At 67.3% G+C, this 25,954-nt stretch carries 21 protein-coding genes and 2 pseudogenes; 13 read left to right on the forward strand and 10 right to left on the reverse strand.

The features are described from left to right. The first annotated feature begins 57 nt into the window (after positions 1-57). The 10 genes and pseudogenes from M1247_RS26700 to M1247_RS26745 form a co-directional block, all read left to right on the forward strand. A complete protein-coding gene (locus M1247_RS26700; RefSeq protein ID WP_317159429.1) occupies positions 58-1,047 on the forward strand; it encodes a FeoB small GTPase domain-containing protein in 990 nt (329 codons plus the stop codon). Beyond that, entirely contained in the window at positions 1,044-2,525 is a 1,482-nt protein-coding gene (locus M1247_RS26705; RefSeq protein ID WP_317159430.1) for a hypothetical protein, read from the forward strand. The genes M1247_RS26700 and M1247_RS26705 overlap by 4 nt, the downstream gene beginning before the upstream one ends. Positions 2,526-2,682: 157 nt before the next feature. After that, a complete protein-coding gene (locus M1247_RS26710; protein ID WP_317159431.1) occupies positions 2,683-4,509 on the forward strand; it encodes a phosphoenolpyruvate carboxykinase (GTP) in 1,827 nt (608 codons plus the stop codon). 92 nt (positions 4,510-4,601) lie between these two features. After that, the gene (gene fadD4, locus M1247_RS26715) at positions 4,602-6,122 is read left to right on the forward strand and encodes a fatty-acid--CoA ligase FadD4 (protein WP_317159432.1); all 1,521 of its coding nucleotides are present in this window, start codon (positions 4,602-4,604) and stop codon (positions 6,120-6,122) included. A 4-nt stretch (positions 6,123-6,126) separates the two neighbouring features. Further along, entirely contained in the window at positions 6,127-7,002 is an 876-nt protein-coding gene (locus M1247_RS26720; RefSeq protein WP_410506953.1) for an enoyl-CoA hydratase/isomerase family protein, read from the forward strand. Beyond that, the gene (locus M1247_RS26725; protein ID WP_317159434.1) at positions 7,002-8,033 is read left to right on the forward strand and encodes a hotdog family protein; all 1,032 of its coding nucleotides are present in this window, start codon (positions 7,002-7,004) and stop codon (positions 8,031-8,033) included. The genes M1247_RS26720 and M1247_RS26725 overlap by 1 nt, the downstream gene beginning before the upstream one ends. After that, positions 8,033-9,139 carry a CoA transferase gene (locus M1247_RS26730; protein WP_317159435.1) on the forward strand — a complete coding sequence of 369 codons (1,107 nt, stop codon included), beginning with the start codon at positions 8,033-8,035 and terminating at the stop codon, positions 9,137-9,139. The genes M1247_RS26725 and M1247_RS26730 overlap by 1 nt, the downstream gene beginning before the upstream one ends. Then, positions 9,133-10,401: an amidohydrolase family protein gene (locus M1247_RS26735; RefSeq protein ID WP_317159436.1), complete on the forward strand. Its 1,269-nt coding sequence runs from the start codon at positions 9,133-9,135 to the stop codon at positions 10,399-10,401. Before M1247_RS26730 ends, M1247_RS26735 begins: the two co-directional genes overlap by 7 nt. A gap of 29 nt (positions 10,402-10,430) precedes the next feature. After that, positions 10,431-11,549: an MFS transporter gene (locus tag M1247_RS26740; RefSeq protein ID WP_410506954.1), complete on the forward strand. Its 1,119-nt coding sequence runs from the start codon at positions 10,431-10,433 to the stop codon at positions 11,547-11,549. Then, positions 11,536-12,234: pseudogene (locus tag M1247_RS26745) on the forward strand (aminotransferase class I/II-fold pyridoxal phosphate-dependent enzyme); the annotation flags it as partial. The gene M1247_RS26740 and the pseudogene M1247_RS26745, both read left to right, overlap by 14 nt. Positions 12,235-12,466: 232 nt before the next feature. Here M1247_RS26745 and M1247_RS26750 read toward each other — a convergent pair. The 4 genes from M1247_RS26750 to M1247_RS26765 all read right to left on the reverse strand — a co-directional run bounded on the left by M1247_RS26750 (position 12,467) and on the right by M1247_RS26765 (position 17,332). Continuing rightward, positions 12,467-15,538 (reverse strand): MMPL/RND family transporter, encoded by a 3,072-nt coding sequence (locus tag M1247_RS26750; protein ID WP_207545017.1) that lies wholly within the window; start codon positions 15,536-15,538, stop codon positions 12,467-12,469. A 146-nt stretch (positions 15,539-15,684) separates the two neighbouring features. Next, positions 15,685-16,119 carry a DUF6188 family protein gene (locus tag M1247_RS26755; protein ID WP_064884959.1) on the reverse strand — a complete coding sequence of 145 codons (435 nt, stop codon included), beginning with the start codon at positions 16,117-16,119 and terminating at the stop codon, positions 15,685-15,687. Positions 16,120-16,193: 74 nt separating this feature from the next. Continuing rightward, positions 16,194-16,865 (reverse strand): TetR/AcrR family transcriptional regulator, encoded by a 672-nt coding sequence (locus tag M1247_RS26760; RefSeq protein ID WP_064884957.1) that lies wholly within the window; start codon positions 16,863-16,865, stop codon positions 16,194-16,196. Then, positions 16,862-17,332 (reverse strand): PaaI family thioesterase, encoded by a 471-nt coding sequence (locus M1247_RS26765; RefSeq protein WP_064884955.1) that lies wholly within the window; start codon positions 17,330-17,332, stop codon positions 16,862-16,864. Before M1247_RS26765 ends, M1247_RS26760 begins: the two co-directional genes overlap by 4 nt. Before the next feature lie 202 nt (positions 17,333-17,534). On the opposite strand from M1247_RS26765, the gene M1247_RS26770 reads away from it, so the two are divergent. After that, the gene (locus tag M1247_RS26770) at positions 17,535-18,224 is read left to right on the forward strand and encodes a TetR/AcrR family transcriptional regulator (protein WP_064884953.1); all 690 of its coding nucleotides are present in this window, start codon (positions 17,535-17,537) and stop codon (positions 18,222-18,224) included. A gap of 224 nt (positions 18,225-18,448) precedes the next feature. Here the strand turns inward: M1247_RS26770 and M1247_RS26775 are convergent, their stop codons facing one another. The 5 genes from M1247_RS26775 to M1247_RS26795 form a co-directional block, all read right to left on the reverse strand. After that, entirely contained in the window at positions 18,449-18,862 is a 414-nt protein-coding gene (locus M1247_RS26775) for a DUF6262 family protein (protein WP_064884951.1), read from the reverse strand. Beyond that, the gene (locus M1247_RS26780) at positions 18,859-21,099 is read right to left on the reverse strand and encodes a site-specific integrase (protein ID WP_079632868.1); all 2,241 of its coding nucleotides are present in this window, start codon (positions 21,097-21,099) and stop codon (positions 18,859-18,861) included. The genes M1247_RS26775 and M1247_RS26780 overlap by 4 nt, the downstream gene beginning before the upstream one ends. Then, positions 21,086-22,291: a tyrosine-type recombinase/integrase gene (locus tag M1247_RS26785; RefSeq protein ID WP_079633040.1), complete on the reverse strand. Its 1,206-nt coding sequence runs from the start codon at positions 22,289-22,291 to the stop codon at positions 21,086-21,088. The genes M1247_RS26780 and M1247_RS26785 overlap by 14 nt, the downstream gene beginning before the upstream one ends. A 22-nt stretch (positions 22,292-22,313) precedes the next feature. Then, complete coding sequence (locus tag M1247_RS26790; protein WP_064885223.1) at positions 22,314-23,519, reverse strand: ImmA/IrrE family metallo-endopeptidase; 1,206 nt, start codon at positions 23,517-23,519, stop codon at positions 22,314-22,316. 115 nt (positions 23,520-23,634) lie between these two features. After that, the gene (locus tag M1247_RS26795; protein WP_064964392.1) at positions 23,635-24,093 is read right to left on the reverse strand and encodes a hypothetical protein; all 459 of its coding nucleotides are present in this window, start codon (positions 24,091-24,093) and stop codon (positions 23,635-23,637) included. A gap of 105 nt (positions 24,094-24,198) precedes the next feature. Here M1247_RS26795 and M1247_RS26800 point away from each other — a divergent pair, with 105 nt between their 5' ends. Then, positions 24,199-24,330: a hypothetical protein gene (locus M1247_RS26800; protein WP_317159438.1), complete on the forward strand. Its 132-nt coding sequence runs from the start codon at positions 24,199-24,201 to the stop codon at positions 24,328-24,330. Between the two features lie 176 nt (positions 24,331-24,506). Further along, positions 24,507-25,268, forward strand: a pseudogene (locus M1247_RS26805) (Orn/Lys/Arg family decarboxylase); the annotation flags it as partial. A gap of 1 nt (position 25,269) precedes the next feature. Here the strand turns inward: M1247_RS26805 and M1247_RS26810 are convergent. Then, entirely contained in the window at positions 25,270-25,932 is a 663-nt protein-coding gene (locus M1247_RS26810) for a UdgX family uracil-DNA binding protein (protein WP_317159439.1), read from the reverse strand. Positions 25,933-25,954: the final 22 nt, after the last annotated feature.

The following is a 25,954-nucleotide window of genomic DNA, read 5'->3' on the forward strand; positions in this document are numbered from 1 at the left end:
ACCCCGCCTGTGACGTGCCACGATTTGCGGTGGACGACCGGGTTGAGACCGGCACGAATGAGGGAAGGCTGCCAGATTTTCGCAGACGAGCTGAAATGCTTCGCTGACCGTGATGGGCGTTCGCGGCTGGCGCAGATCAGCGCACGGGTGTCGGCGCCGGTGCATGTTGCTGTGCAGGGTCGTCGCGGGGTCGGTGTCAGTTCGGTCGCAGCTGCCCTCACTGCGGCCGGGGTGAGCGTGCGCAACGCCGGCGAAATCGCGGTTCTGGTGATTGCCGAGGTGCTCAAACCCGAGGACCGTGCTGCGCTGGAGCGGCTGCGCGAGGACGGCACACCCGCGCTGGTCGTGCTGAACAAAGCCGACCTGGCCGGCTCCGGCCGCGGCGGGCCGGTGGCGACCGCACACCGGCGGGCCGCCGAGTTGCGCAGGCTGACCGGGGTACCGGTGGTGCCGATGGTTGCGCTGCTGGCAAACGTGGCGCCCTCGCAGGCGCTGGTGGCGGCGCTGCAGGTGTGTGTGGCCCACCCGGCGGACCTGACGTCACCGGACGCATTCCTCACCGGCCCGCATCGACTCTCCGGCCCGCTGCGCGCGGAACTGCTGGCCACGCTCGACCGGTTCGGGATCGCCCATGCCGCGTTGGCGCTGAGTCGGGGCGCCGATCCCGACGATTTACCGGGCCTGCTGCAGCGACTCAGCGAGGTCGATCGGGTGCTCGAAACGCTCGATGGAGTGAGCGCGCCGGTGCGGTACCGCCGCGTGCAGCGCGCGGTGGCCGAATTACGTGCGCTGGGCGATGGGCAGGTGGGTGGCTTTCTGGCCGCCGACGACACCGTGATCGCGATCATGGCCGCCGCCGTCGACGTGGTGCAGGCCGACGGGGTGGCAGTGGATCGTGGGGCGAATGCCGAGGCGCACCTGCGTCGGGCCAGGCAGTGGCGGCGGTACAGCCGCGGACCGGTGAATGCGCTGCACCGCAGTTGCGGTGCAGCTATCGCCCGCGGCTCATTGAGGCTTCTCGAGGGCGCGGCGGATTCAGCGCGATGACCGAGGTGGAGCTGGGCGAGGATGGGATAGAAGGTCGGACGCGAGGGTTGGCAGAAGCCGATGCCGTGGTCGCGGCGATCGATCCGGGGCTGAGCAGCCCGGGTGTGGAGGCCCTCGATGTCGTGCTGGTGACCGGTCCGTGGCTGGCCGGGGCGACCAGCGTGCTGGCCGCGCTGCGGGAGCGGATGCCGCAGCACACGTTCGTCGAATCCACCGGGTTACTCGCAGGCGAGGCACCTGCCGCGGTGGTCTTCGTCGTCTCAGCAGCCGCTCCCCTTACCGAATCTGATTGCACCCTGGTTGATTTGGCGTCCAACCACACGGATCTGGTGGTCGGGGTGCTCTCGAAAGTCGATGCCCATCGCAACTGGCGTGAGGTGCGTGACGCCGATGCCGAGATCCTGGCCGGGCGGGCGGACCGGTATCGGCGAATGCCCTGGGTCGGCGTCGCAGCCGCCCCGGACCTCGGCGAGCCAAAGCTTGACGAGCTGGTCGAACTGCTCACAGACCGCCTGGCTGACCCCGATGTGTTGCGCCGGAACCGGTTGCGCGCCTGGGAAACCCGGCTGGAGGCGGTGATCGGGCGGTATCGGTCCGATGGTTCCGGTGCAGACCGTAGAGCCCGCGTCGAGACCCTGCGCGAGCGTCGCGACGAGATCAACCGCGTCGGCAGGCTGACCAGGACGGAGCGCAGCATCGCGCTGCGTAGCCAGATCCAGCAGGCCAGGGTGCAGTTAGGTTATTTCGCCAGGAACCGGTGCAATTCGGTGCGCTCGGAACTGCAGGAGGATGTCGCCGGGCTCGGCAGGCGGCGGGTGGGTACGTTCGAGGCCTACGCCCGGCAGCGCGCCGATGAGGTGATCGACGATGTTTCCGACGGCGTCACCAAACACCTCTCGGACGTCGCCCGTGAACTCAGATTGAGCGCACCCGCCGGCGCGGAAGCCCCGGCCCGGCCCGACATCGGTGTGCCGCCGCTCAAATCCCGGGCCCTGGAGACCCGGCTGATGATGGTCCTCGGGGTCGGCTTCGGGCTTGGTGTGGCACTGACGGTGAGCCGACTGCTCGGTGGGGCGGCTCCGCGACTGGCCGTCGCGGGTCTGGTCGTGGGGGCGGTCGTGGGGCTGCTGTTGACGGCCTGGGTGGTGAGCACCCGGGGCCTGCTGCACGACCGGGCGGTGCTGGACCGCTGGGTCGGCGAGAGCACCGGCACGCTTCGGTCGGCTGCCGAGGAACTCGTCGCCACCCGGGTGCTGGCCGCCGAAACCGAGCTCACGACCGAGTTGTCCGCCCGCGCGGAGGCCGACGCGGCCACGGCGGCAGAACAGGTCGCCGCGATCGACGCTGAACTGCGCGAACATGCGATCGCCACGGCGCGCGCCGCAGCCCAGCGGGACCGCCGGACCCCACTGCTACAGCGTGCGCTGGACGCGGTGCGGACCGACCTTTATGGCAGCTCGGCGGCTACTGGCGAGTAATTCGGGCAATAACCGAATCTGAATCGTTCTTGTGAGTCATCGGACATTGCACTGGTTCCCCGTGGGTATATCACCCGCGTTAACCTCTATCTCAGGGAACCGCCGTGACCGCGTTGTGGCGTGGTCGGATTCCAAAAAACCTACGCAGGAGAATGTGATGACCTCAGCGACCATTCCGGGTCTGGACACCGCACCGACGAAACATCAGGGACTGCTGGCCTGGGTTCAAGAGGTGGCAGAGCTGACTCAGCCGGAGCGCGTGGTGTTCGCAGATGGATCCGACGAAGAGTTCAACCGCCTGGCCGCCGAGCTCGTCGAGGCGGGCACGTTCACCAAGCTCAATGAAGAGAAGAAGCCCAACTCGTACCTCGCGCTGTCCGCACCGTCGGACGTGGCCCGCGTCGAGTCGCGCACCTTCATCTGCTCCGAGCGCGAGATCGACGCCGGACCCACCAACAACTGGATGGACCCGGCCGAGATGCGCGGCATCATGACCGAGCTGTACCGCGGCTCGATGCGGGGCCGCACGATGTATGTGGTGCCGTTCTGTATGGGCCCGCTCGGAGCGGAGGACCCGAAGCTGGGCGTCGAGATCACCGATTCGGAGTATGTCGTCATCTCGATGCGCACCATGACCCGGATGGGTGCCGCCGCGCTCGAAAAGCTCGGTGACGACGGATTCTTCGTCAAGGCGCTGCATTCGGTGGGTGCTCCGCTGGAGCCCGGGCAGGAAGACGTTCCGTGGCCGTGCAGCGGCACCAAGTACATCACCCACTTCCCCGAGACCCGCGAAATCTGGAGCTACGGTTCGGGATACGGCGGCAATGCGCTGCTGGGCAAGAAGTGCTACTCGCTGCGCATCGCCTCGGCGATGGCCCATGACGAGGGCTGGCTGGCCGAGCACATGCTGATCGTCAAGCTGATCTCGCCGGAGAACAAGGCGTACTTCATCGCCGCGGCGTTCCCGTCGGCGTGCGGCAAGACCAACCTGGCGATGCTGCAGCCCACGATCCCGGGTTGGCGCGCCGAGACCGTCGGTGACGACATCGCCTGGATGCGGTTCGGTAAGGACGGCCGGCTCTACGCGGTCAATCCCGAGTTCGGCTTCTTCGGTGTCGCGCCCGGCACCAACTGGGACTCCAACCCCAACGCGATGAAGACCATCGAGGCCGGCAACACGGTGTTCACCAACGTCGCCAGGACCGATGACAACGATGTGTGGTGGGAGGGCCTGGAAGGCGAACCCGATCACCTCATCGACTGGAAGGGCAACGACTGGATTCTGCGCGAGACGGAATCCAAGGCAGCCCACCCGAATTCGCGGTACTGCACGCCGATCTCACAGTGCCCCACTCTGGCCCCGGAATGGGACGACCCGCAGGGTGTGCCGATCTCGGCGATCCTGTTCGGCGGTCGGCGCAAGACCACGGTGCCACTGGTGACGCAGGCCCGCGACTGGCAGCACGGAGTGTTCATCGGCGCCACCCTGGGCTCCGAGCAGACCGCGGCCGCCGAGGGCAAGGTCGGCACGGTGCGGCGCGATCCGATGGCCATGCTGCCGTTCATGGGCTACAACGTCGGCGACTACTTCCAGCACTGGATCGACATCGGCAAGAACGCCGACGAGTCCAAGATGCCCGCGGTGTTCTTCGTCAACTGGTTCCGTCGCGGCGATGACGGCCGCTTCCTGTGGCCTGGCTTCGGCGAGAACAGCCGCGTGCTGAAGTGGGCCATCGAGCGCATCGAGCACAAAGCAGAAGGCAAGAGCACCCCGATCGGCATCGTGCCCACCGCGGCCGACCTCGACCTCGAGGGTCTCGACGTCAACCCGGCCGACGTCGACGAGGCGCTGGCGGTCAACGCCGACGAGTGGCGCGCCGAACTGCCGCTGATCGAGGAGTGGTTCGAGTTCGTCGGCGAGAAGCTCCCGAGCGGCGTCAAAGACGAGTTCGACGCACTCAAGCAGCGCCTGGCCGAGGCTTAGGCCGAGGCGTAGTAGGCCACACGCCGCGGCCATCACGAAGCGCGACGCCAGCCACTTGACACCCGTCAAGTGGCGCCCATTAAAGTCAGCTCATGCAGATCCGTGAGCATGCCGACGCCAACCCCGACAAGCCGGCAATCATCCTTCACCCGTCCGGCACCGTCGTCACGTTCGGTGAGCTGGAGGCCCACGCGAACCGACTGGCGCATTACTTCCGCCGGCAGGGCCTGCGCGAGGGCGATGTGGTCGCGATCCTGATGGAGAACAACGCCCACATCCACGCGGTGATGTGGGCGGCGCGCCGCAGTGGTCTGTACTACGTGCCGATCAACACCCACCTGACGGCCGCCGAGTCCGCGTACATCATCGACAACAGTGGCGCCAAGGCCATCGTCGGCTCGGCGGCGATGAAGGACGTGCTGGCCGGCCTGGGCGACGAGTTGCCTGACGGCCTGCCCTCCGTGCTCCTGATCGCAGACGGGGAGCTGGATGGATGGCAGAGCTATCCGCACGCGGTCGCCGACCAGCCGGAAACCCCGATCGCCGACGAACTGGACGGCGATCTGCTGCAGTACTCGTCGGGCACCACCGGTCGGCCCAAGGGCATCAAACGTGAACTGCCGCACCTGCCACCGTCGGAGACCCCGGGCCTGATGGCCGCACTGGTCGGCTTCTGGATGCACCCCGAGGCCGTCTATCTGAGCCCGGCGCCGCTGTACCACACCGCGCCGTCGGTGTGGTCGATGCAGGTGCACGCCGGTGGCATCACCACCGTGGTGCTGGAAAAATTCGACCCGGAAGGCACCCTGGACGCCATCCAGAAGTACAGCGTGACCCACGGCCAGTTCGTCCCCGTGATGTTCACCAGGATGCTGAAACTTCCTGAAGAGACCCGGAATTCGTATGACTTGTCGAGCCTGGAGCGGGTCATGCATGCCGCGGCGCCGTGCCCGGTCGAGATCAAGAAGCAGATGATCGACTGGTGGGGGCCGATCGTCGACGAGTATTACGCATCCTCGGAAGCGATCGGCGCGACGTTGATCTTCGCCGAGGACTGGCTGACCCATCCGGGCTCGGTGGGCAAGCCGATGAACGGCATCGTGCACATCCTCGACGACGACGGCAATGAACTGCCCGCAGGGCAGGCCGGTGAGATCTACTTCGAGGGCGGCGCGGATTTCGAATACCTCAACGACTCGCAGAAGACCGCGTCCTCCCGCGACTCGCACGGGTGGAAGACGGTGGGGGACATCGGATATCTCGACGACGACGGCTACCTCTACCTGACCGACCGGCGTCACCACATGATCATCTCGGGCGGCGTGAACATCTATCCGCAGGAGGCGGAGAACATGCTCGTCGTGCATCCCAAGGTGATGGACGCCGCGGTGTTCGGCGTGCCAGACCATGACATGGGACAGGCCGTCAAAGGTGTGGTGCAGACCGTCGACCCCGCTGACGCCACCCCGGAATTCGAGCATGAGCTCCTCAACTGGCTGCGGGACCGCCTGGCGCACTACAAGTGCCCGCGGACGATCTCCTTCGAGACACAACTGCCGCGCACCGATACCGGCAAGCTGTACAAGCAGGAGCTGATCCAGAAGTATTCATGACGTGATCGAGCTGTCAGGCGGCGTCCGCGTCGGAGTCGAAAACCCGGATGACGGTGCGGCGTTCACGTTGACCGAGGCCCGGTCCGACGACCCGCGGGTGGTCACGGTGGACTCGGTGGGCCAGACGCTCGACGAACTCCGGCACCGCTGTGAGCGGTGGCCGCAGGCTGCGGCGGTCTGTCTCGACGTGCTCGGCAGCGTCGACGTCAGCGCTCCCGCATTCGGCGGGGTCATCACCGAATCGCTGGCCTATTCGACGTTGCAGTCCGGACCGGAGTTCACCCGCTGGTTGGCCGAACGCGGGCCCGCCACCGTGCCCGCTCTACCGGAACCGGTGCAGGCCCACCGCGACGGCAACACCCTGCACATCCGGTTCAACAGGCCACAGCGGCACAACGCGTTCTCCACGGACGCGCGGGCCGCGCTACTCGAAGCGCTCGAGGTGGCCCGGCTCGACCCTGCGGTCGACGAGGTGGTGCTCGGCGGCAACGGCCGATCTTTCTGCAGTGGTGGCGATCTCGCGGAGTTCGGATCGTTCACCGATCCGGCCAGTGCCCACCTGGCGCGCACCCGTCACAGCCCGGCGCTGGTGCTCGACGCGCTGACCACCCGGCTCGGCCCACGCTGCCGCGCCGAGGTGCACGGCCAGGTGCTGGGCAGTGGCCTGGAGATGGCGGCGTACTGCGGTCGGGTGCGCTGTCACCCCGAGGCGACCATCGGCCTGCCGGAGCTGCAACTGGGACTCATTCCGGGTGCGGGCGGCACCGTGAGCGTCACCCGGCGCATCGGCCGCTGGCGCACCGCCTACCTGGTGCTCTCCGGGCACACCATCGATGCGGCGACGGCGCTCGCGTGGGGGTTGGTCGACGAGGTGAGCTGATGCTGCCCGTGCAGGCCGGCGACGCCGGATGGCATAGTGCCAGTGTGAGCGGTGGTCCCTATTTCGACGACCTTGAGGTCGGGCAGGTGTTCGATACCGCGCCGTCGATGACGCTGACGGCGGGCGCGGCAGCCACCCACCAGTCGATCATCGGTGATCGGCTGCGGCTGGCGTTGGACGCCGAACTGGCCGCGGCGGTGACCGGTGCGCCGGGACCTCTGGCACACCCGGCGCTGGTCTGCGACGTGGCGATCGGGCAGAGCACGCTGGTGACCCAGCGGGTCAAGGCCAACCTGTTCTACCGCGGGCTGGCGTTCCACCGGTACCCGGTGATCGGCGATACCTTGACCACCCGCACTGAAGTTGTTGGACTCAAGCAGAATTCGAACAAGTCGGGTCGCGAGCCGACCGGCCTGGCGGCGTTGCGGATGACCACCGTCGACCAGAACGAGCGCCTGGTGCTGGATTTCCACCGCTGCGCCATGCTGCCGCTGTCCGACGGCGCCGCGGACACCGGTCACTCCGATGACCTGTCGACGATCGGCACCGACACGCCACCTGATCCGACCGCAGGCTGGGACGCCGACGGATACCGGGCCCGCGTGCGGGGCCCACACTTCGACCCGGCGCTGGCCGGTACGGTGCTGCGCAGCACGGGCGATGTGGTCAGCAGCGCTCCCGAACTGGCCAGGCTCACCTTGAACATCGCTGCCACCCACCATGATTGGCGCGCCGGCGGCAAACGCCTGGTGTACGGAGGTCACACCATCGGATTGGCGTTGGCGCAGGCGAGCCGACTGTTGCCCAATCTCGTCACGGTGCTGGGCTGGGAGTCCTGCGATCACACCGGTCCGGTGTACGAGAACGACACGCTGTTCAGCGAGTTGCACGTGGAATCGGCCGAAGCGGGTGTGCTGCGGCTGAGGTCGCTGGTGTACGCCGCGCACGCGAGGAGCGAAATAGGCGCCACGGACCCTGACACCACGGACCGGCAGGTGCTGGACTGGCGGTTCAGCGCGCTGTTGTTCTGATGACCGGCATCGCCGCGAGTGTCCTGGCCGCAGCCCAAACGGTCGCCGACGAATTCGTCACCGCCACCGACGGGGTGACGGTCGACGCCGCCGAAATTCTCACCGGCCGCGCCGCGCTGCTCGGCCTGGCTGCGCACGGCAGGGTTTCGGCAGGCGGCGCGACGCGGCTGCTGCCTACGGCCGACGGCGGCTGGTGTGCGCTGACGCTGTCGCGGCCTGACGACGTTGCGACTGTTCCGGCGCTGGTGGGCGCCGACGACGAGGTCGATGCCTGGCCGGCCGTCGAGGAATGGCTCGCCGGGCAGCGCGCCTGCGATGCGGCCGAGCGGGCCCGCCTGCTCGGTCTACCGGTTGCGGTGCTCGGTGAGACAACCGCTGCGCCGCCCCGGATCCGGGCATTGGGCGCACCGAAGGACGGCCCCCTGGCGGGGATGCTGGTGGCCGACCTGTCGTCGATGTGGGCGGGCCCGTTGTGCGGGCAGCTGCTGGCCCGCGCCGGCGCGATCGTGGTCAAGGTGGAGAGCCGGGGACGTCCGGACGGGACCAGGGCGGGCGAGCGCGCGTTCTTCGACTGGATGAACGGCGGAAAGCTCTCCTATGCGGTGGATTTCGGCGAATACCATGCCATCGCAGCCCTACTGAAGGTGGCCGATGTCGTGATCGAAGCGTCGCGGCCCGCCGCCCTTGCCCGCCGCGGGCTGGGCCCGGACTCCGTGGCGCCGCGCGACGGCCGGGTGTGGCTGCGTATCACCGGGCACGGTGCGGTGGGCCCGCAGGCCGATTGGGTGGCGTTCGGTGACGACGCCGCGGTATCGGGCGGCCTGGTCGGATACCGTGACGGTGCACCGGTATTCACCGGCGATGCCATCGCCGACCCGCTTACCGGACTGCATGCCGCGCACGCCGTCGCCGCGTCACGTAATCGCGGCGGCGGCGAGCTGATCGAATTCTCGATGGCGGCTGTGGCCGCCGGATACGCGGCCCACCCTGACGGCGGAGAAACATCACCGGTGCGCCCCAGCCCGGGCCCGCCCGCTCGTGCTTTGGGCGCCGACAACGCCGCAGTCGAACAGCTGATACGCGAAAGAACGACCGCCACATGTTGATTCAACGGGCGACCCTCCTGGACGGGACGGCCACCGACATCCGGCTCGGGCAGCAGATCACCGAGGTTGCCGATGGCCTCACGCCGTACCCCGACGAGCAGGTGCTCGATGCCGTGTACGGCACAGTCATCCCGGGGCTGCACGACCACCACCTGCACGTGTATTCGGCTGCCGCCGAACAGGGCTCGGTCCGGGTGGGTCCGCGCGAGGTGCACGGCGCGGCCGAGCTGCGGCGGGTGTTGGCCGCCGCGGTGCCGGGCAGCGACGGCTGGATCCGGGCGGTGGGCTATCACGAGGCGGTGGCCGGACCACTCGACCGGCACCTGCTCGACGAGTTCGCGCCGTCGGTACCGCTGCGGGTGCAGCATCGCAGCGGTGTGCTGTGGACATTGAACTCGGCCGGCCTGAGGGCCATCGGGAGAGCCGACCACGACGACGGGAGGTTACCGAGTGCGGACACCTCCTGGTCGGATACGCTGCCGCGCCGCGAATCCGCCATGGCCGCACTGAGCAACCGGCTGGCCGGCTACGGCGTCACCGCGGTCACCGACGCCACCCCCGATCTCGGAGCCCAGCCCCGCGGACTGCGCCAACGGCTGCATGTCCTGGCGCCGGGAAAGAAGATCCTGCACGACGACGACCTGGACCTCGACGCGCTGACCGCGTGGATCGCAGACCGGCACGTAACGGGTCCGGTGGCAGTGCACTGCGTGACCGCGGCGCAACTCGTCGTCACGATCGCGGCGCTGCGTGCTGCCGGAGTGCACCGGTCCGACCGCATCGAGCACGCCGCGATGGTGCCCGAGGACTGCATCGCCGATCTCGTCGACCTCGACGTGACCGTGGTGACCCAGCCCAACTTCGTGGCCGAACGCGGCGATCAGTACCGCACGGATGTGCCGGTGGCCGAACACGACCAGCTGTGGCGACTGGCGTCGCTGCTGCGGGCAGCGGTACCGGTGGCACTGTCCACCGACGCCCCGTTCGGTGATCTCGACCCGTGGGCGGCGATGCGTGCGGCAGTGCACCGCCGCACGCCGAGCGGTGCGGTGTTGAGCGCCGCCGAGCGTGTCCCCGCCAGTACTGCGCTGCAACTGTTCTTCGGGGAAGCGCAGCGCCCGGCCCGCAGGCGCAGCATCGCTGCGGGCCAACCGGGTGACGTCTGCGTGCTGTCGGCACCGCCGCACCGGGTGCTCGATGCCCTGGACGCGGGGTTGGTGGCGGCCACGATCATCGGTGGCGACGTGGTGTTCAGCAGGTGAGCCGCGTCGCAGTGTGGCGCGCACCCGGGATGCCGGTGCTGCTGGCGGCCGCAGCCCTGGGATTCACCGGCTTTGCGCTGCTGCTGCCGGTCGCGCCGATGTGGGCCGTGCGCATCGGCGCGGACAACCTGGGCGCGGGCCTGGTCAACGCCGTGCTGATGTTGTGCACCGTGATCGCTCAACTGCTGGTCGGTCGGGTAGTGCGACAAGCCGGCTGGCGCATGACGTTCGCGCTCGGGCTGGTGTTGCTCGGCGCACCGGCATTGGCGCACATGCTCGCCGAATCATTGTGGGCAGTACTGCTATTGGCCGCCTTGCGCGGCTTCGGCTTCGGCATCCTGACCGTGTGCAGTGTCGACGGGATCGCCGGTCTGTTCGCGCAGGAACACCGCGGCCGAGCGGTGGGAGCGTACGGGCTTGCCATCGCGGCGCCACAGTTCCTTCTCACCCCCGCGGCGCCCTGGCTGGCTGAACACCTCAGTTTTGCACTGGTGTTCGCGCTCGCCGCGGCCTCGCTGCTGGCGGTGCCGCTGATCCTGATGTGGCCCGGTCCGGAGACGGCACCTCCGGCGCAGGATGGAGAGCGTTTCACGGTGTCGCGTGGGTTGGTCTTTGCCATCGCGGCACTCGTCGTGATCACTGCGGCGGGCGGTGCGATCCTGACGTTCGCACCGCAGTTCGGGAGCGCCGGTACCGCTTTTGCTGCACTGTTGGCGCTGACCGGAGCGACCGCGGTGACCCGGTGGCTCATCGGTGGGATCGCCGACCGGCGCGGGCCTGCCCGGTTCATCGGACCGATGCTGGGCCTCGGCGCGGTGGGGCTGGTGGTTGTCGCGGTGGGCATCAACATCGGCGGCGCCGTGGTTGTGGTGGGTTCGGTGCTGGTCGGCGCCGCCTACGGATCGCTGCAGAATCTGACGCTGGTCCAGGCGTTCGCCTCGACCGGCGAGCACGCCCGCGGCGCGGTCAGCGTGGCGTGGAACGTCGGATTCGACACCGGCACCGGGCTGGGCGCGCTGGCCGTGGGCGCGCTGGCCACCGCGAGTTCCTTTCCGCTGGGATTTGCGGTGTTGGCAGGTGGATGTGTGATTATCGGGTTGTTTTGGGTAATCCCGGGCAATGAACGAAAAGGCCCTGGATCAGGGTGAGGCACCGCTGCTCGATGCGCTGAACGAATACCACTCGTCCAACCGGTACGGTTTCACCCCGCCGGGCCACCGGCAAGGCCGCGGCGTCGACGATCGTGTGCTGCGGGTGCTCGGCCGCGAACCGTTTCTGAGCGACGTGCTGTCCAACGGGGGCCTGGATGACCGGCGGTCGAGCAACGGCTATTTGCAGCGGGCCGAGGACCTGATGGCCGAGGCTGTCGGTGCCAAGGTGGCCTGGTTCTCCACGTGTGGCAGCTCGCTCTCGGTCAAGGCGGCGATGATGGCCGTCGTGGCGGGCGATGACGGCCTGCTGCTCAGCCGTGACAGCCACAAGTCTGTCGTGGCGGGTCTGATCTTCTCCGGCGTCGTGCCGCGCTGGATCACCCCCCGTTGGGATGCCGAACGCCATCTGTCGCATCCGCCGTCGCCGCAGGAGGTGGAGGACGCCTGGGTGCGCCACCCGGACGCGGCGGGGGCGCTGATCGTCAGTCCGAGTCCGTACGGCACCTGCGCCGACCTGGAGGGCATCGCGGCGGTCTGCCATGCCCGCGGCAAACCGTTGATCGTCGATGAGGCCTGGGGAGCACATCTTCCGTTCCATGAGGACCTGCCCACCTGGGCGATGAGCGCCGGCGCCGATGTCTGTGTGGTCAGCGTGCACAAGATGGGTGCGGGATTCGAACAGTTATCTGGGGTCACATTCTGATGTTCACTGTTGTTACCGCTGAGGCGAGCTGGCTGGCTTGGACTGATCGGTAACAGGCTGGGCCGCCGGTGTTTCCGGTTAGGGGTTGGTTGGTGCGGTCTGGCTGGCGCGATGGTTCGGGAGCCCATCGCTTCGTCGCCGCCCATCATGGCGGGGGTGCCGTCGGTGACGAGTGCGGTGACTTGTTCGGCGTGGGCGCGGGTGTTGGTTCTTAATGACGGGTGGCTAGTTGTGGTGGTGTGGAGTGGGTGGTGGCTGTCGGGCTGCGGGTGGCTCGTTGGGGCCACCAGCTGGCTTCGCGTAGGAGTGTGGCGATGGCGGGGACGGTGAGGGTGCGCACGAGGAAGGTGTCGAGTAGGAGTCCGCAGCCGATGATGAGGCCGGCTTGGATCATGATGGCGATCGAGCCGACCATGAGGCCGAACATGCTGGCGGCGAAGATGAGTCCGGCTGAGGTGATGACGGAGCCGGTGTTGGCGACGGTGCGCAGTACGCCGACGCGGATGTTGTGTCCTGATTCTTCGCGTAGTCGTGAGACGAGCAGCATGTTGTAGTCGGCGCCGACTGCGACCAGGATGATGAACGCGAGTAGTGGTACTGGCCAGGCGATTTCGTGTCCGAGTCCCCATTGGAAGATGAGGACGCCGATGCCCAGTGAGGCCAGGTAGTTGAGCACGACGGTGCCGAGCAGGTAGAGCGGGGCGAGCAGGGCGCGCAGTAGTAGTACGAGGATGAGTCCGACGATGAGCAGTGTGGCGAGGGCGAGTTGGGCGAAGTCGGCTCGCAGCAGTCGTTGGATGTCGGAGTTGACGGCGGGGAACCCGGCAACGGAGACGGTGGCTTGGTGCAGTGAGGTGTTGGGGCGTGCGGCGTTGGCGACGTCGGTGATTTCGTGTGCGAGGCGGGTTGCTTCGGCGCTGTAGGGGTCGTGGCTGGTTTCGATGGCAAAGCGTGCTGTTTTTCCGTCTGGGGAGAGGAATTGTTTTGCCATATCGGTGAATTGGCGGTTTTGGAAGGTGTTGGCGGGCAGGTAGAAGCCGCTGGAGGAGTCCGAGTTGGTGGTGGCGCGGGCGGCGTTTTGGAGTTGGGTGGCGATCTGGCTCATCCCCGACAGCATTTCGATGTTGGAGTCGGCCAGTGCGTGGACGCCGGTGGCCAGGGCTTGGGCGCCGGAGGCGAGTTGGCTGATGCCGTCTTGGAGGCGTCGGATGTTGCCGGCCAGGTCGGCGGGGTCTCCGAGGGTTGCGAAGGCTTTGTCGAGGGTGGTGACCGCGGTTTGGACGGTGGCCAGGGTGCCGGCGACGGTGGCGTTGGTGTCGGGGTTGTAGCGATCGCCGAGTTCGGCGATCTGGGTGAACAATCCGCTGTCGCGCAAGCTCACCAGTGTCTGGACTTGGTCGCGGATCTGGGCGCATTGGGGTGTGGTGGCACACCACGGTGAGGTGTTGAGGGCGCCGGTGAGGGGGTCGAGGACGGCGATGGCGTGTTGGGCTTGTTCGGCCAGGGGTCGCAGTCCGGGACCGGATTGGATGGCGCGGTCGACGCCGGGGGCGGTGGCCGAAAGTTGTTGCAGCAGGGGCCGGAACTGCTGAATCTGGGTGCCGGCGGTCTGGGCTTGGGTGAGTGTCGCGGTCAGTGGGGTCAGGGCGGTGCGTACGGTGGTGTCGAGTTGGGCCAGGCCGCCGGCGAGTTGGTCGGCGCCGCTGGTGAGCTTGGTGAGGTCGTCTTTTCTGGCGTTGCCGTCGGCGACGGCGCCGGCCATCTTGTCGCCGATCTGGCCGTTCTGCCAGGAGAGTTGGGCTTGTTCGAGGCGGGCTCCGGTGGGGCGTGTGACGCCGGACACTGTGGTGACTCCGGGGATCTGGGAGACGCGGGAGGCCATTTCGTCGAGGTCGGCCAGCCCTTTTGCGGTGCGCATGTCGGTGGGGTTTTCCACGACGAGGAATTCGGTGATGACGATGTCTTTGGGGAAGTGGCGGTCGAGGAGTTGGTAGCCCTGGTTGCTGGCGGTGGTGGCGGGCTGGCCTTTGCGGTCGTCGTAGCTGATCTTCATCGTTGTGGTGGCCGCGGCCAGGGTCAGCAGGATGACCAGGCTGGCGATCAGCAGGGGCACGGGTCGGCGGACCACCGCGACCGCGACGCGGTTCCAGTAGCGGCGGGTGCGGTCGGGTTTGGGGTCGCCGATGCCGCGTCTGGCGGCCAGCGCCAGCACCGGTGGCAGCAGCGTCACGGTGGCCAGGAATCCGAACAAGACGGCAACCGCGCAGGCTGGCCCGAGGGCGGCGAACACGCTCAGTTGAGCGAACACCATGGCCAGGAATGCGCAGGCGACGGTGGCCGCCGAGGCCAGGATGACCCGGCCGATGCTGGCGGTGGCGTGCACGATGGCCTGATCGGGCGGCACCTGTGCGCGGCGCTGCTCGTGGTAACGGCTGATCAGAAACACCGTGTAGTCGGTGCCGGCTCCCAGCAGGATCGCGGTCATGAACGCCACGGTGAATTGCGAGACCGGCATTCCCAGCTGGCCCAGGGCCGAGAGCACACCGCGCCCGACGACCAGGCTCACCGCGATCACCAGCAGCGGCAGCAGCGCGGTGAACACCGAGCGGTACACGATGAGCAGGATCGCCGCGATCAGGCCGGCGGTGGCGATCGAAATCAGCACCAGGTCGTGTTCGGCGGCCGCGATCTGGTCGCTGAACGTGGCGGGCGGGCCGGTCACGTACGCGGTGATCGTCGAGCCGGCGAACACCTCGGCGGCGATGTCGCGCACCGCTTGCACGGATTCAGCGGCGGCGGGATCGCCCAGGGTGCCGGCCACCCCGACCGGCAGAAACCAGGCCTTGCGGTCCGCGCTGACCGCCTGCGTCGCGGTGATCGGGTCGGCCAGCAGATCCTGAACCAGCAAGACGTGTGCGGTGTCGCCGCGTAGCCGCGCCACCAGGTCGTCGTAGCGCTCCCGCGTCGACGGCGTCAGCCCGGCGGGGTCTTCCATCGCGACGAACACCATTGTCTTGGAACCTTGTTCGCCGAACGCCGCGCTCATCCGGTCCACTGTCTGAAACGACGGCACATCATGTGGGAGCAGCTCCGCCGATTGCTGCCGCACCACGGTTTCCAATTGGGGAAACAGCAGTGCCAGCACCACCGCGACGCCGAGCCAGGCTCCGATCACCAGCGCCTTGTGCCTCACCGTGAACCTCGCCAGCGCCGCCAACCGCGCGCTGTACTCGCTGGAATCCGCCGGTTCGGCCGAACGGCGGTATCGCCGCCGAACATTCATCGCGGTGCCCGAACCATCCGGATCGCTGTCGGTCACTACCCCTCCACCCGAGAAAAGGAACTATCGGTATCGCTACGCTACTAGCAGTACCACAGTGGTTGGCGCGGCGCGTCCGAGGGTGCCGCGCGGGCGCGTCTTGGGGGCCGCTAGCGACCCGCACCGACGCCGGCGTCGGTGTCGTCGTCGTCGGGGATGTCGTGGCGGACCACCCGGACCCGGCCACGCGGCAGGCAGGCCATGTATCCGTGCCGTTTGCCGTAGAGCTCCCAGGCTGTGGCGTGCGCGTCGGCCTCGACATCGATGCGGTGTCCGCGGGAAAAGCCCAGGTGCAACGCGCCGTCATCGCCGTATCGGGCGTGCGTGCACACCGCGCCGGCCAGGTCGAGCAGCGGGCGTTCGTGCACCGCGACCCGGTCGGGGTCGATGAGCACTTCCTCGGCCGGAAAGTCCCCGATGGGCGGCAGTGTCAGCCGCAGGGGGCGCGAAATCACCAGCTCGCTGTAGCCATCGAGGTCCAACACCAACCCGTCGCGCAGCGACACGCGTTGCACGACGCAGTCTTCGATCCATTGGGTGAACATGGCGCCTCCTTCGACACGTCTTTGGGTCGCATCTGAAGGGTACGGTAAGTATCGCTGCGATACTATTAGTATCGTTAACTGTCGGGGGTGAGGGTGGCCAGGCGATCCACGATGCGCCGGCTGGCCCGATCGATGCGGTCACGGGTCTGGGCCGCCGAGGCCCGCCGGCCGATGAAGGCGGTCAGGTTCGCCAGCCAGATGTCGGCGAGGAGTTCGGCGACCGGCTGATCGAGCGGCCCGGGCGTGTCGCCGCCCAGGGTGTGGGCGAGCAGGCGTTGGATGACCGCGGCGGCCTCGTCGAGGGCGGCGGCGGTGGTGCTGTCGGCGGCGACGAATGCCCGTGTCATGGCGTCGGTGAGATGAATGTCGCGCTGCCAGTGTTCGTGCAGATAACCGGTCAGCCGATCCAGTCGCTGCTGAGGTGTCGTGCCGGTGGCGGCCCAGTCCTGGGCGGCCTGCAGCCGCCCGAATTCTCGGGCCAGCGCTGAGACCAGCAGGTGGGTCTTGGACGGGAAGTAGCGGTAGAGCGTGCCGACCGCGATACCGGCCCGATCGGCTACCGTGCGCATCCGCACGGCCTCATACCCGCCCGCGGCGGCCACCGTCAGTGCCGCATCCAGAATCGCCTCTCGGTGTCGCGTCGGCGTGCGCGGACGCGGCGGCGCGCTCGGGTGTGGCGCCACCGGCGGCGAATCCGACTGGGATTGTTGCCTTGTGGGGTGGGCTTCGGTGTCGGTCGCGGTCACGGTGCCGGGTCGTGCGGGTCGGCGTGGGCCCGCTTGCTGCGGGTGAACTGTTCCAGGAGGCCATCGAACGCCGCCAGATCACCGTGGGCGGCGAAGTGGTCGGTGCTCACCACGACGAACACCGCGCTCGCGGTGAACCGGGTGACGCCGTCGGTGTCGGTGCCTGTCGCGCGGATATGCAGGGCGCGGCCGTTGCGCTCGGTGATGTGCGCGGTGATCCGGTGCGGTTGGTGCAGTGGCACCGGCAGCAAATACTCGACGGTCAGACGGCGCGTCACCGCCGGTGTGCCGGCGATCCACAGCGTGAAGCCCAGTACGTCATCGCAGGCGGCCGCCACCGCGCCGCCGTGCGCCAATCCCGGCGCCCCGATGTGGCGTTCGTCGAAGGTCGCATCGGCATACACCTGCTCGCCGCAGCGGTACACCACCAGCTGCAGGCCGTGAGGGTTGTCCGGGCCGCAGCCCATACAGTTCGGGGTGTGGGCGGGCAACGGTTCCGCGGGCGGCCCAACCTCACGGTCACCGTCGGGTACCGCATCCCGACACGGCACGTGCTCGGACACCCGATACCTCCAGTACGATCAGTTTCGCTACGCTACTGTTGGTACCATAAGTGTCGGGCGGGCGGAACCGTTGGCCATAAAGGGGGAAGCGGCGAGGAGAGTGAGTGTGAGCAGCAGCCAGCCGGATCGAGTCCACGACGAAGACGACGATATCGACCCCCGCCGCACCCGGTCCCGCAATCGCTTACTGGACGCCGCGGCCGCGCTGCTCAGTACCGGTGGTGTCGAGGCCGTCACCGTCGAGGCGGTCACCAAGGCCTCCAAGGTGGCCCGAACCACCCTCTACCGCCACTTCGGCAGTTCGTCGCACCTGCTGGCGGCCACCTTCGAACGGCTGCTACCCCAAGTCACCCCGCCGGCACCGGCCAGCGGGACGGTGCGCGAACGCCTCATCGAACTGCTCACCCGTCAGGCGGCGCTGTTCGCCGACGCCCCGCTACACGTCACCATGCTGGCCTGGCTGTCCCTCGGTCCCACCGCAACAGCCGACCACACCGGCGGTGAACACGCGGCCGGCACGCTGCGGGCACGAGTCGTCGACCAATATCGACAACCCTTCGACGCCATTCTGCAAAGCGCCGAAGCCCGCGTCGAACTCGACGACTTCGACCTGACCCTGGCGTTGTGCCAACTGATCGGGCCGCTCGCCTTCGCCCGCATGACCGGACTGCACACCATGACCCCCCACGACACCACACGCATCGTCGACGACTTCCTCGCCACGCATCAACGCAAAACCACCCCCACCGCACCCACACCGCCCGGCGACAATGCCGTGGCGGTCACCGCCGACTAAAGCCGGTCCGCCGCCGACGGTTCAGCGACTGGCCGATCGGCAGACACCGACACGCCCTGGATAGATCTCCCCACCACAGCCCGACGGGCCAAATCCCGTCGATGACCTGGCAATCGGGCCGACGGGCACCTCACGAGCTGGCCCAGGAGGCCAGGAAGGTCTCACTCATGGCCCGGCACCGGCCGTCACCGTGACCGCTCGCGAACGCCTCCGTAGCACTGGGCTCAGGGGGTCTGTTCCTGCAGGGTGTCGAGTTGGCCGTAGAGCAGCTCGATGGTTGATTGTTGTTCTGCGACGGTGGCTTTGAGTGCGGCGATCTCTTTGTCCTTGGCGGCGAGTGTGTGGCGCAGCGCGGCGTGGATGCTGGTTTCGCGGCCAGTCGATGCCGGTTCTCGGTCGGTATGCCGGCCGCGGTATTGCTCGATGACGGTCACCAGGTCGTCGTGTTTGTAGATGGTTTTGCGGGACACCTTGGCGCGGCGGGACACGGTGGAGAAGTTGATGTCGGCGTTGGTCTTGCGCAGGTAGGCGATCGCCTTCTCGATGTCGCGGCGCTTCTCATCGCTGCGGGCCCGGCGGTATTGGTCCAGCGCATCGAGTGCCTTCTGGGTGGGCGGTGGCGGCTTGGGGCGGCTCATCGCGGCGTGTCCGGATCGGCCTTGCGCAGCACGGATTCGTGACTTCCCCGGGTCGCGGTGCGCAGGGTGGGTGCCCGGTTGGCGGTACCGGCACCCGCGACGCTGTTCGCGCCGTCATCGGTCACGTCGTCGCGGTGGAGCCGGTCGAGGATGGCATCCAGCGAGGCGATTTCGCGGCGACGCTCGTGGATCCACACGTTGTCGTCGGTGAGCTCGCGCCCGGTGCGTGCACGGTACTGCTCGCGGCGGACGTCGATCAACGTCAAGGTCTTGACGCGTTGGTCGACCAGTTCGTCGAGGTGGGTGGCGTCGGTGGCGAAATGCCCACACGACAAGCAGGCGTTGCCCTTGTCGCAGGTGGCCACCGGCGGCAGCAGGCACACGCCGTTGGGCAGCACCCGGTCGGTACGCGCCGAGAGCTGGGTCATGTCATAGACATCAGACGGGCTGATGGCGATGTCGGCGCCATGAGCGCCGATCTTTTTGTGCCGCAGGAACTCCGCTTCGGCCGTCGCTTGCAGGGTGGCGGCATAGCGCAGGGTCATCGCCGGCGAGGCGTGCCCGAGGTAGCGCTGCACCACATGGATGGGCACCCCGTCGTTGAGCAGCTCGGTGGCCCGGGTGTGGCGCAACCGGTGGGTCTGGGAGAACCGCAGCGGGTGGCCGGCGGTGTCGGTGAGGCCGTGGATCGTGTCGAGCCGATTGAGGATCCGGCTGTAGGAGTCATAGCTGCGTGGTCGCTGGCCCTGGTGCTGGTAGCGCACCCCGAGGAACAGGTACTTCGGCTCCAGCTGTGGGTAGCGCGCCCGGATCCAGTCTTGCTGCTCGCTGATCACGTTGACCACGGCCTGCTCGACCAGGATGGTGGGCACCACACCGTCGACTTTGGTCTGCTGGTAGCGCAGTTTGGCCACGAACCCATCGGGATCGTCGGCGGCTCCCACGGGGCGGTCATGACCCGGGATCGGCTGCAGCGGGTCGAAATCGAGCATCAGAATCTCTGAGGCCCGCCGCCCGGTCAACGCTTGCAGCAACCAGATACGGGCCGCTTGCGGATCGCCGAGACCGGACACGACCGAGATCGTGGAATCGAGATGGGTGATGACCACCGGTTTGCCCACATCGGCGGCCAGCACGTCGAGATAGCACAACATCCGCTGCAGCTCGGCGGTCGAAAACCAGGTCAGCTCCCGGCCGCCGCTGCGGCGTCGGCTGCGAAACGCCGCACCCCACAACCGGGTATGGGTGTCGGTCAACCGGCTCCAGCGAGGATCCCCGGTCGCGGCCGCGGCTTCCTCGGCATGATCGACCATGAACGTGTAGAACATCTGAACCTTGGACTGGACGACCGAGATCGCCGCCGCCGACAGCGGACGCTCCGGTTTGGCCCGCGCGGCAGGTGATTTCAGGTACTCGGTGAACTCGGTGAACAACAGCCGCAGCGCCGCCCGGTCGGTGCTGATCACCGGATCATCGATCCCGCGTTCAGCCAGGAACGGGCCCAAGTGGCGGGTGAAGCCGCGGGCGCGCGCGATCACCGACGACCAGCGCAGCAGTTCAGCCGTCAAGCAGGTGCGCAGCCAGAACCGCACCCCTTCCCGCAGCCAGGCCGGTTCGATCCCGCCGAGTCGGGCAACCTGGTCGTGGCAGGGTTCGTGCTCACGCTGCGGGATTCTGGGATCAGCGTCAAGATCCCAGATGTCATGAGCCCACCATGGCCGGTCGGTGCAGCGCACCGACACATACAGGTGCAGGTGCTCGATGAAACTGGCCACGTTGCGCCGAAACCCGGCCGAGGGCAGCCGACCGGTGCGGCGCTCGAACTCGCGCACACCGTGCCGCACGATGGCCTCGGCGTTCAGATCAGCGATACTGACCGGGTGACGCCGGTGCCGCTGGTGGTAGTCGGCGGCGGCGATACTCAGTGCACCGCTGGTCCATTTCAGCAGCGACGGCTCGATCTTGCGACGTTGTTCGTGCCCGCACAGCCACACCCACCACGCGATCTCCTCGCAAAACCGTTGCGGCACACCGTGTGGGGTGAAGTCGTGACCGTCCGGGGTGGGCCGGTAGCGCGGGTTGCGCTGAAAGACCGTGTCGGCGGGGGCGGTATCCAGGTAATAGACCAGCCTGCGCCACTGCGCGGGTACCTGCTGCCACTGCTGTGCCCACCTACCCCCGGCGGCACCGCAGGTCGGTGCGGTGTGCGCCGGTGCAGGACTGTCATTGCCCGTCACGGTTCACCTTCCACCCGGCGACATAGTTCTTCCATTCGGCCAGCGTGCGCATCTGCGCGTCGGCGGTCACCCAGCCGTAGGTCGACAACGTGGTCTGCACGTCGGCGTGCCCGAGACGGCGCATCACCACATGCGCATCCACCCCGGCCAGCAGCAGCGCGGTGGCGTGGGTGTGGCGCAGCCAGTGCGGCGTCCACTGCTCGGGCAACGCATCGGCGCGGCGGGCGGTGATCAGATCGACCTTGTCGTAGACGGTTTCCGGTCGCAGCGGGGCGTAGCGCACGCCGCGCACCAGGTTGACGAACACGAAACACGACGCCAGGTCGCCGACCGTGACATCCGCGCCGGCGGCCACCAACTGCCACACATACTCGCTGTAGAGGGCGACCAGATCGTCGCCGATGTAGATCCGGCGCGGACCCGATTTCGCGCGCACCCCGTGCGGATGATCATCACGGCCCGCCACCAGTATCGACGGGGTGCCGCCACCGGCGATATGAAAATCGCTGTGGCGCAGCGATAGTGCTTCACCGATGCGCATGCCGGTTTCGGCCAGCACGGCGAAGAACAAGCGGTCACGCAGCCCCGCCCCGCCGCCCGACCACTCACCGGAGACTGTCTGGACACTGCAGGCATCCAAGATGGCGTTGACCTGCATGGGCAGCAGCACCGGTGTTTCGGCGCGTTGCAGGCTGCGGATCCGGTGGATCGGCCCGTCCTGTTCGCGTTTCGGGCCGACCCCGGCCAGAAACGGTGCATAGCGGCCCCGCCGGGATGTCCGTGCGTGGCTGGCGTACAACCGCCGGTAGGGGCGTACCAGGTCATGGGCATCGGCGAAATACCGGTACATCGACAACACCGCCGCACTGCGCGGCAACAGCGACGACTCGACCAATCTCTGCTCAGGTTCACCGATACGGGCCACCCCGGGCAGATCCCCGGTGCGCAGATAGGCCAGGAACTGACCGAACAGACTGGTGGGGAAGTCATCCCACGCCGTACCGGTACCTTCCAGCACCGTCCACCACGCCGCCAGCCCATAGGCATAGGCGCGCAGCGTGTTCGGTGAGCCCCCTTGGTCGCGCAGAAACGTCAGGTACTCGCGCGCCGGCGCCACGGGCAACTTGTCGGCGCCGACCACCGTGTAGGTGGGTGGTCGGTCCTCAAAGCGCACCCGCTGCACCTGTGCCACCGTCAGCCGCACCCCACCACATTCACGACGGCCTGCCCTTCCGGAAATCGTCCAACCGGATCACCTGGGAGCCGCCGTCGGCCGGTGGGGCCGCGGTGCGGCCATGGCCGACACTGGCCGCGACCGGGTTATGCTCGGTCGCCGGTGCCGGTCGCTGCGTGGCCAAAAACCAGTCCAGCACATCAGCGGGATAGATCATCGCTTCCCGGGCGCTCAGCATCCGCACCGACGCGCCGCCGTAGCAGCGCTCCACCCACTTACGCAGCAGTCGCGGCCGCTCCGGGACGCGGTCGGCCCACCCAGGTTCCGTCATACCCCACGTGTGCCCTGTGTCCGGGTTGATCCGCGAATGCAGCTGAGTGGTCAACATTTTCGCCCGGTCCGGCGCGATCAGCCCCGAATCCCGCAGATGCATGATCAACGACCCCAACGACAGGCCCCACTTGGCTTTGAGCGGACGCAGATTCAATAGCGACATCACCCGCGGCAACTCACCTGCGATGACCCCTGCCGGGGCCAGCAACTCGGTCGCGAACCGGTTAGCCTCCAACTCGTCGGCGGCACTGACCGAGCAATAGGCGTGGCTGTGCAACACCAAATGACCGAGCTCGTGGGCGACCGTGAACCGGGTCCGCTCCCACGAGTCGCTATCCCTCAACACCAACAGCGGCCGGTCCCGCAACCGGCCCACCCAACTCGAATACCCTAAATGCCGCTCATCACGCGAGCGCCCACCGGTAGCGGCGAATTCGCTTTCCCATTCACCGGCGACCCGGCGCCGGACAATCACCGGGGCGCCCAGACGCTCGGCCTCATACATCAAATCGTCAAGCGGCTCATCGGGTTCCAGCCCCATCGCCTCACGCAGACGCGCCGCGGCTACCGTGATCGAACTGTGTGCCAGCTCATCAGGACTGACCGTCGGAACCTTCACCGGTGGCAGCTTCGATCGGCCGTCGAGCTCACCGAGGAAATCGCCTGCCAACGACGCAAACGTCGCCAAAAACTCCTGCTCACCCACCGTCATCGACTTCGGCGCCCGAAACAGCAGCTCGTTCGCGGTGATCCGCGTCTGCGGAGCCGAGCTGAAAAACGCTGCAGGAAACCGGAACAACCCCGCCAACACCGCAACATCGCCGTCGTCGAGCCGCACCGTCAGCGACTTCTCAATCTGGGACTGCCGCGACGTACTCCAGCCTGTGGCTTCCACCACCGACCGTGCCGTCATCCGCCTCAACAACCGGGCCTGCCGGACCCGAGCACCAAAAACCTCAATCATCGTGCGCTCAATTCAACGTCACCGGGTTGGGAAACCCACATGCACCCAACACTGTGCACGACGGCTACGACGATTTCGGCGGACCGCCCTCCTCGTCCTGCTCGCTCGCAGCGTCCTCGTCGACGTCGACGAAGTCGTCGTCGCGGCGCCGAGTCCCCAACGACCCATCCCGACCGACCTCGCCGAGACCAACATTGAACGAGCGGTCCTCCATGATCGGCGGCGGCAACGGCGTCCGGCCGTACAAAACCTCCACATTGTCGAGCAGCAGACCCGCCGCCAGCACCGCACCACCGAAAAACCCGCGACCGTCCGGCCACCACAACAGATACTCCCGATACGCCTGAGGCTCGGCGATACCCTCCTGCCCGCCGATCGGGTGACCCAGCACCTCCTCGATGCTGTACTGCTCCCCACCCGGCACAAACGGCACAGTGTCGATCAGCTGACCAGTCCGCCGGTTTCGCGGATGCTTTCGTACATAAATCCGTGAGCCCTTCTCGTCGACAAGAAGAACCCCCATCCCGTTGCCCGCCTTGACTTTTAGAGTCGAGTTGGGAGTCTGCCGCCGCAACCGCGACATCAGAAACGTTTCCAAAACCGAGCACGACACCGTGATCGGTCGGACATGGCTGCCCTGATCGATAAAGCGATCCGGGACTTCCGGATGTCGCGCGGCCAGATCGCCGTGCGCCTCGCCCAAAACCTGGGCGTGCTGGCGAACGAGTTCCTCCACGAGCCGCTGCGGATCGTCGTGTAGTTCCATGGGGTAAACATTTACCCCGGCATCCCACAATCCACGTCGCGCCACGCCGCTGACTTTCGCCGAAAATCTGGCCGCCCATGACCTAACAGGTTACATGTGAGTGCAGGTAAAAACGCAGTTCAACACACCTCTATGACGCTATTTGAGAATTTAACCCCTGATAACCGCCGGGATCGGTCTTTCATCTGCAGGGCGATCTCATCGACCAGCGCCGGCTCTCGGCCTGTGCCGACCTGCTGATGACCACCAGTCCGAATGTGTTGGTGTACAGCGCCATAGACGGCTGGCGCAGGCAGATGGTGCAACATGGGCATGAGCTGATGGGTGCCGCGCTCGAGTTGGCCGACGCCGCGCGGCGCAGTATCGAGCAGATCGATGACCTCGAGGTGCTCGACGATGAGCTACTCGGTGTCCAGGCTTCCCACGACCTCGACCGCATGCAGGTGCTGATTGATGTGTCCGCCACCGGCACGTCCGGTTACCAGGCCGCGGACTGGCTGCGCAGGTACTGCCATCTGGACCTGGGGATGGCAGACCATCGCCGGGTGCTGGCCACCATGTCGTTCGCCGACGGCGCAGATACCGTCGGGCGGTTGATCGACGGCCTGTCCTGGTGGCGCAAGGCCGCGGTCGATTTCGATCCGCCGACGCGGGTCGAGATCCCGGCTCCGGAGGAGCTGCAACTGGAAACGGTGAAATCCCCGCGTGACGCGTTCTTCGGACCGGTCGAGGATGTGCCGGTGCACCGTGCTGCCGGCCGGATATCGGCAGAACAGATCACCCCGTATCCGCCGGGCATCCCCGCTGTGGTGCCCGGCGAGCTGATCAACGAACCGGTACTCGATTATCTGGTGACGGGACTGCAGGCGGGGATGAACCTGCCCGATCCCGCCGACCCTCAACTGAAGACCGTGCGGGTCGTCGCATCCTGAATCATGCGGGCGCCTTGCACAGCGAGCCTGCCCGGCGCAGATCTGCGACCAGACCCGCAAAAGCGCTGTCCCGGTCCTCCTTTGGCCCCCGTAGCAATGACGACGGGTGCACCGTCGCGACGACCGCGGGGTCGAGCGGGTCGAGAGTGGCCACCGCTGTGTTGAATGCCGGCAGGTGCAGCACCTCGCCGCGATGACGGGTGACCCGAAAATCGCTGCCGAACAGCGATTTCGCCGCGACCGCACCGAGCAGAACGACGACATCCGGTTCGACGGCTGCCAGTTCGGTGAACAACCAGGGCCGGCACGCGACCATCTCGGTGCGGCTTGGAGTCTTGTGGATGCGACGCTTACTACCTTCGGCTCGGCTGAACTTGAAGTGTTTGACGGCATTGGTGAGATACAGGCCCTCGCGGTCGATTCCGGCCGCCTCCAGGGCCTTGTCCAGCACCCGTCCCGCGGGCCCGACGAACGGTAGACCCGCGCGGTCCTCCCTGTCACCGGGCTGCTCCCCGATCAGCATCATCCGGGCATCTCGACGGCCCGCACCGAACACCGTCTGAGTGGCGTCGCGGTACAGGTCACAGCCTCGACATTCATCCGCCGCGGACGCCAGCGCGTCCAACTTCAATGTCGGGGGCACATACTCCTGCGCTCCTGCCATGACGGGGGAGTACCCACATTTT

Origin of the sequence: Mycobacterium appelbergii (assembly GCF_032883035.1) — a bacterium.
Lineage (GTDB): Bacteria > Actinomycetota > Actinomycetes > Mycobacteriales > Mycobacteriaceae > Mycobacterium > Mycobacterium appelbergii.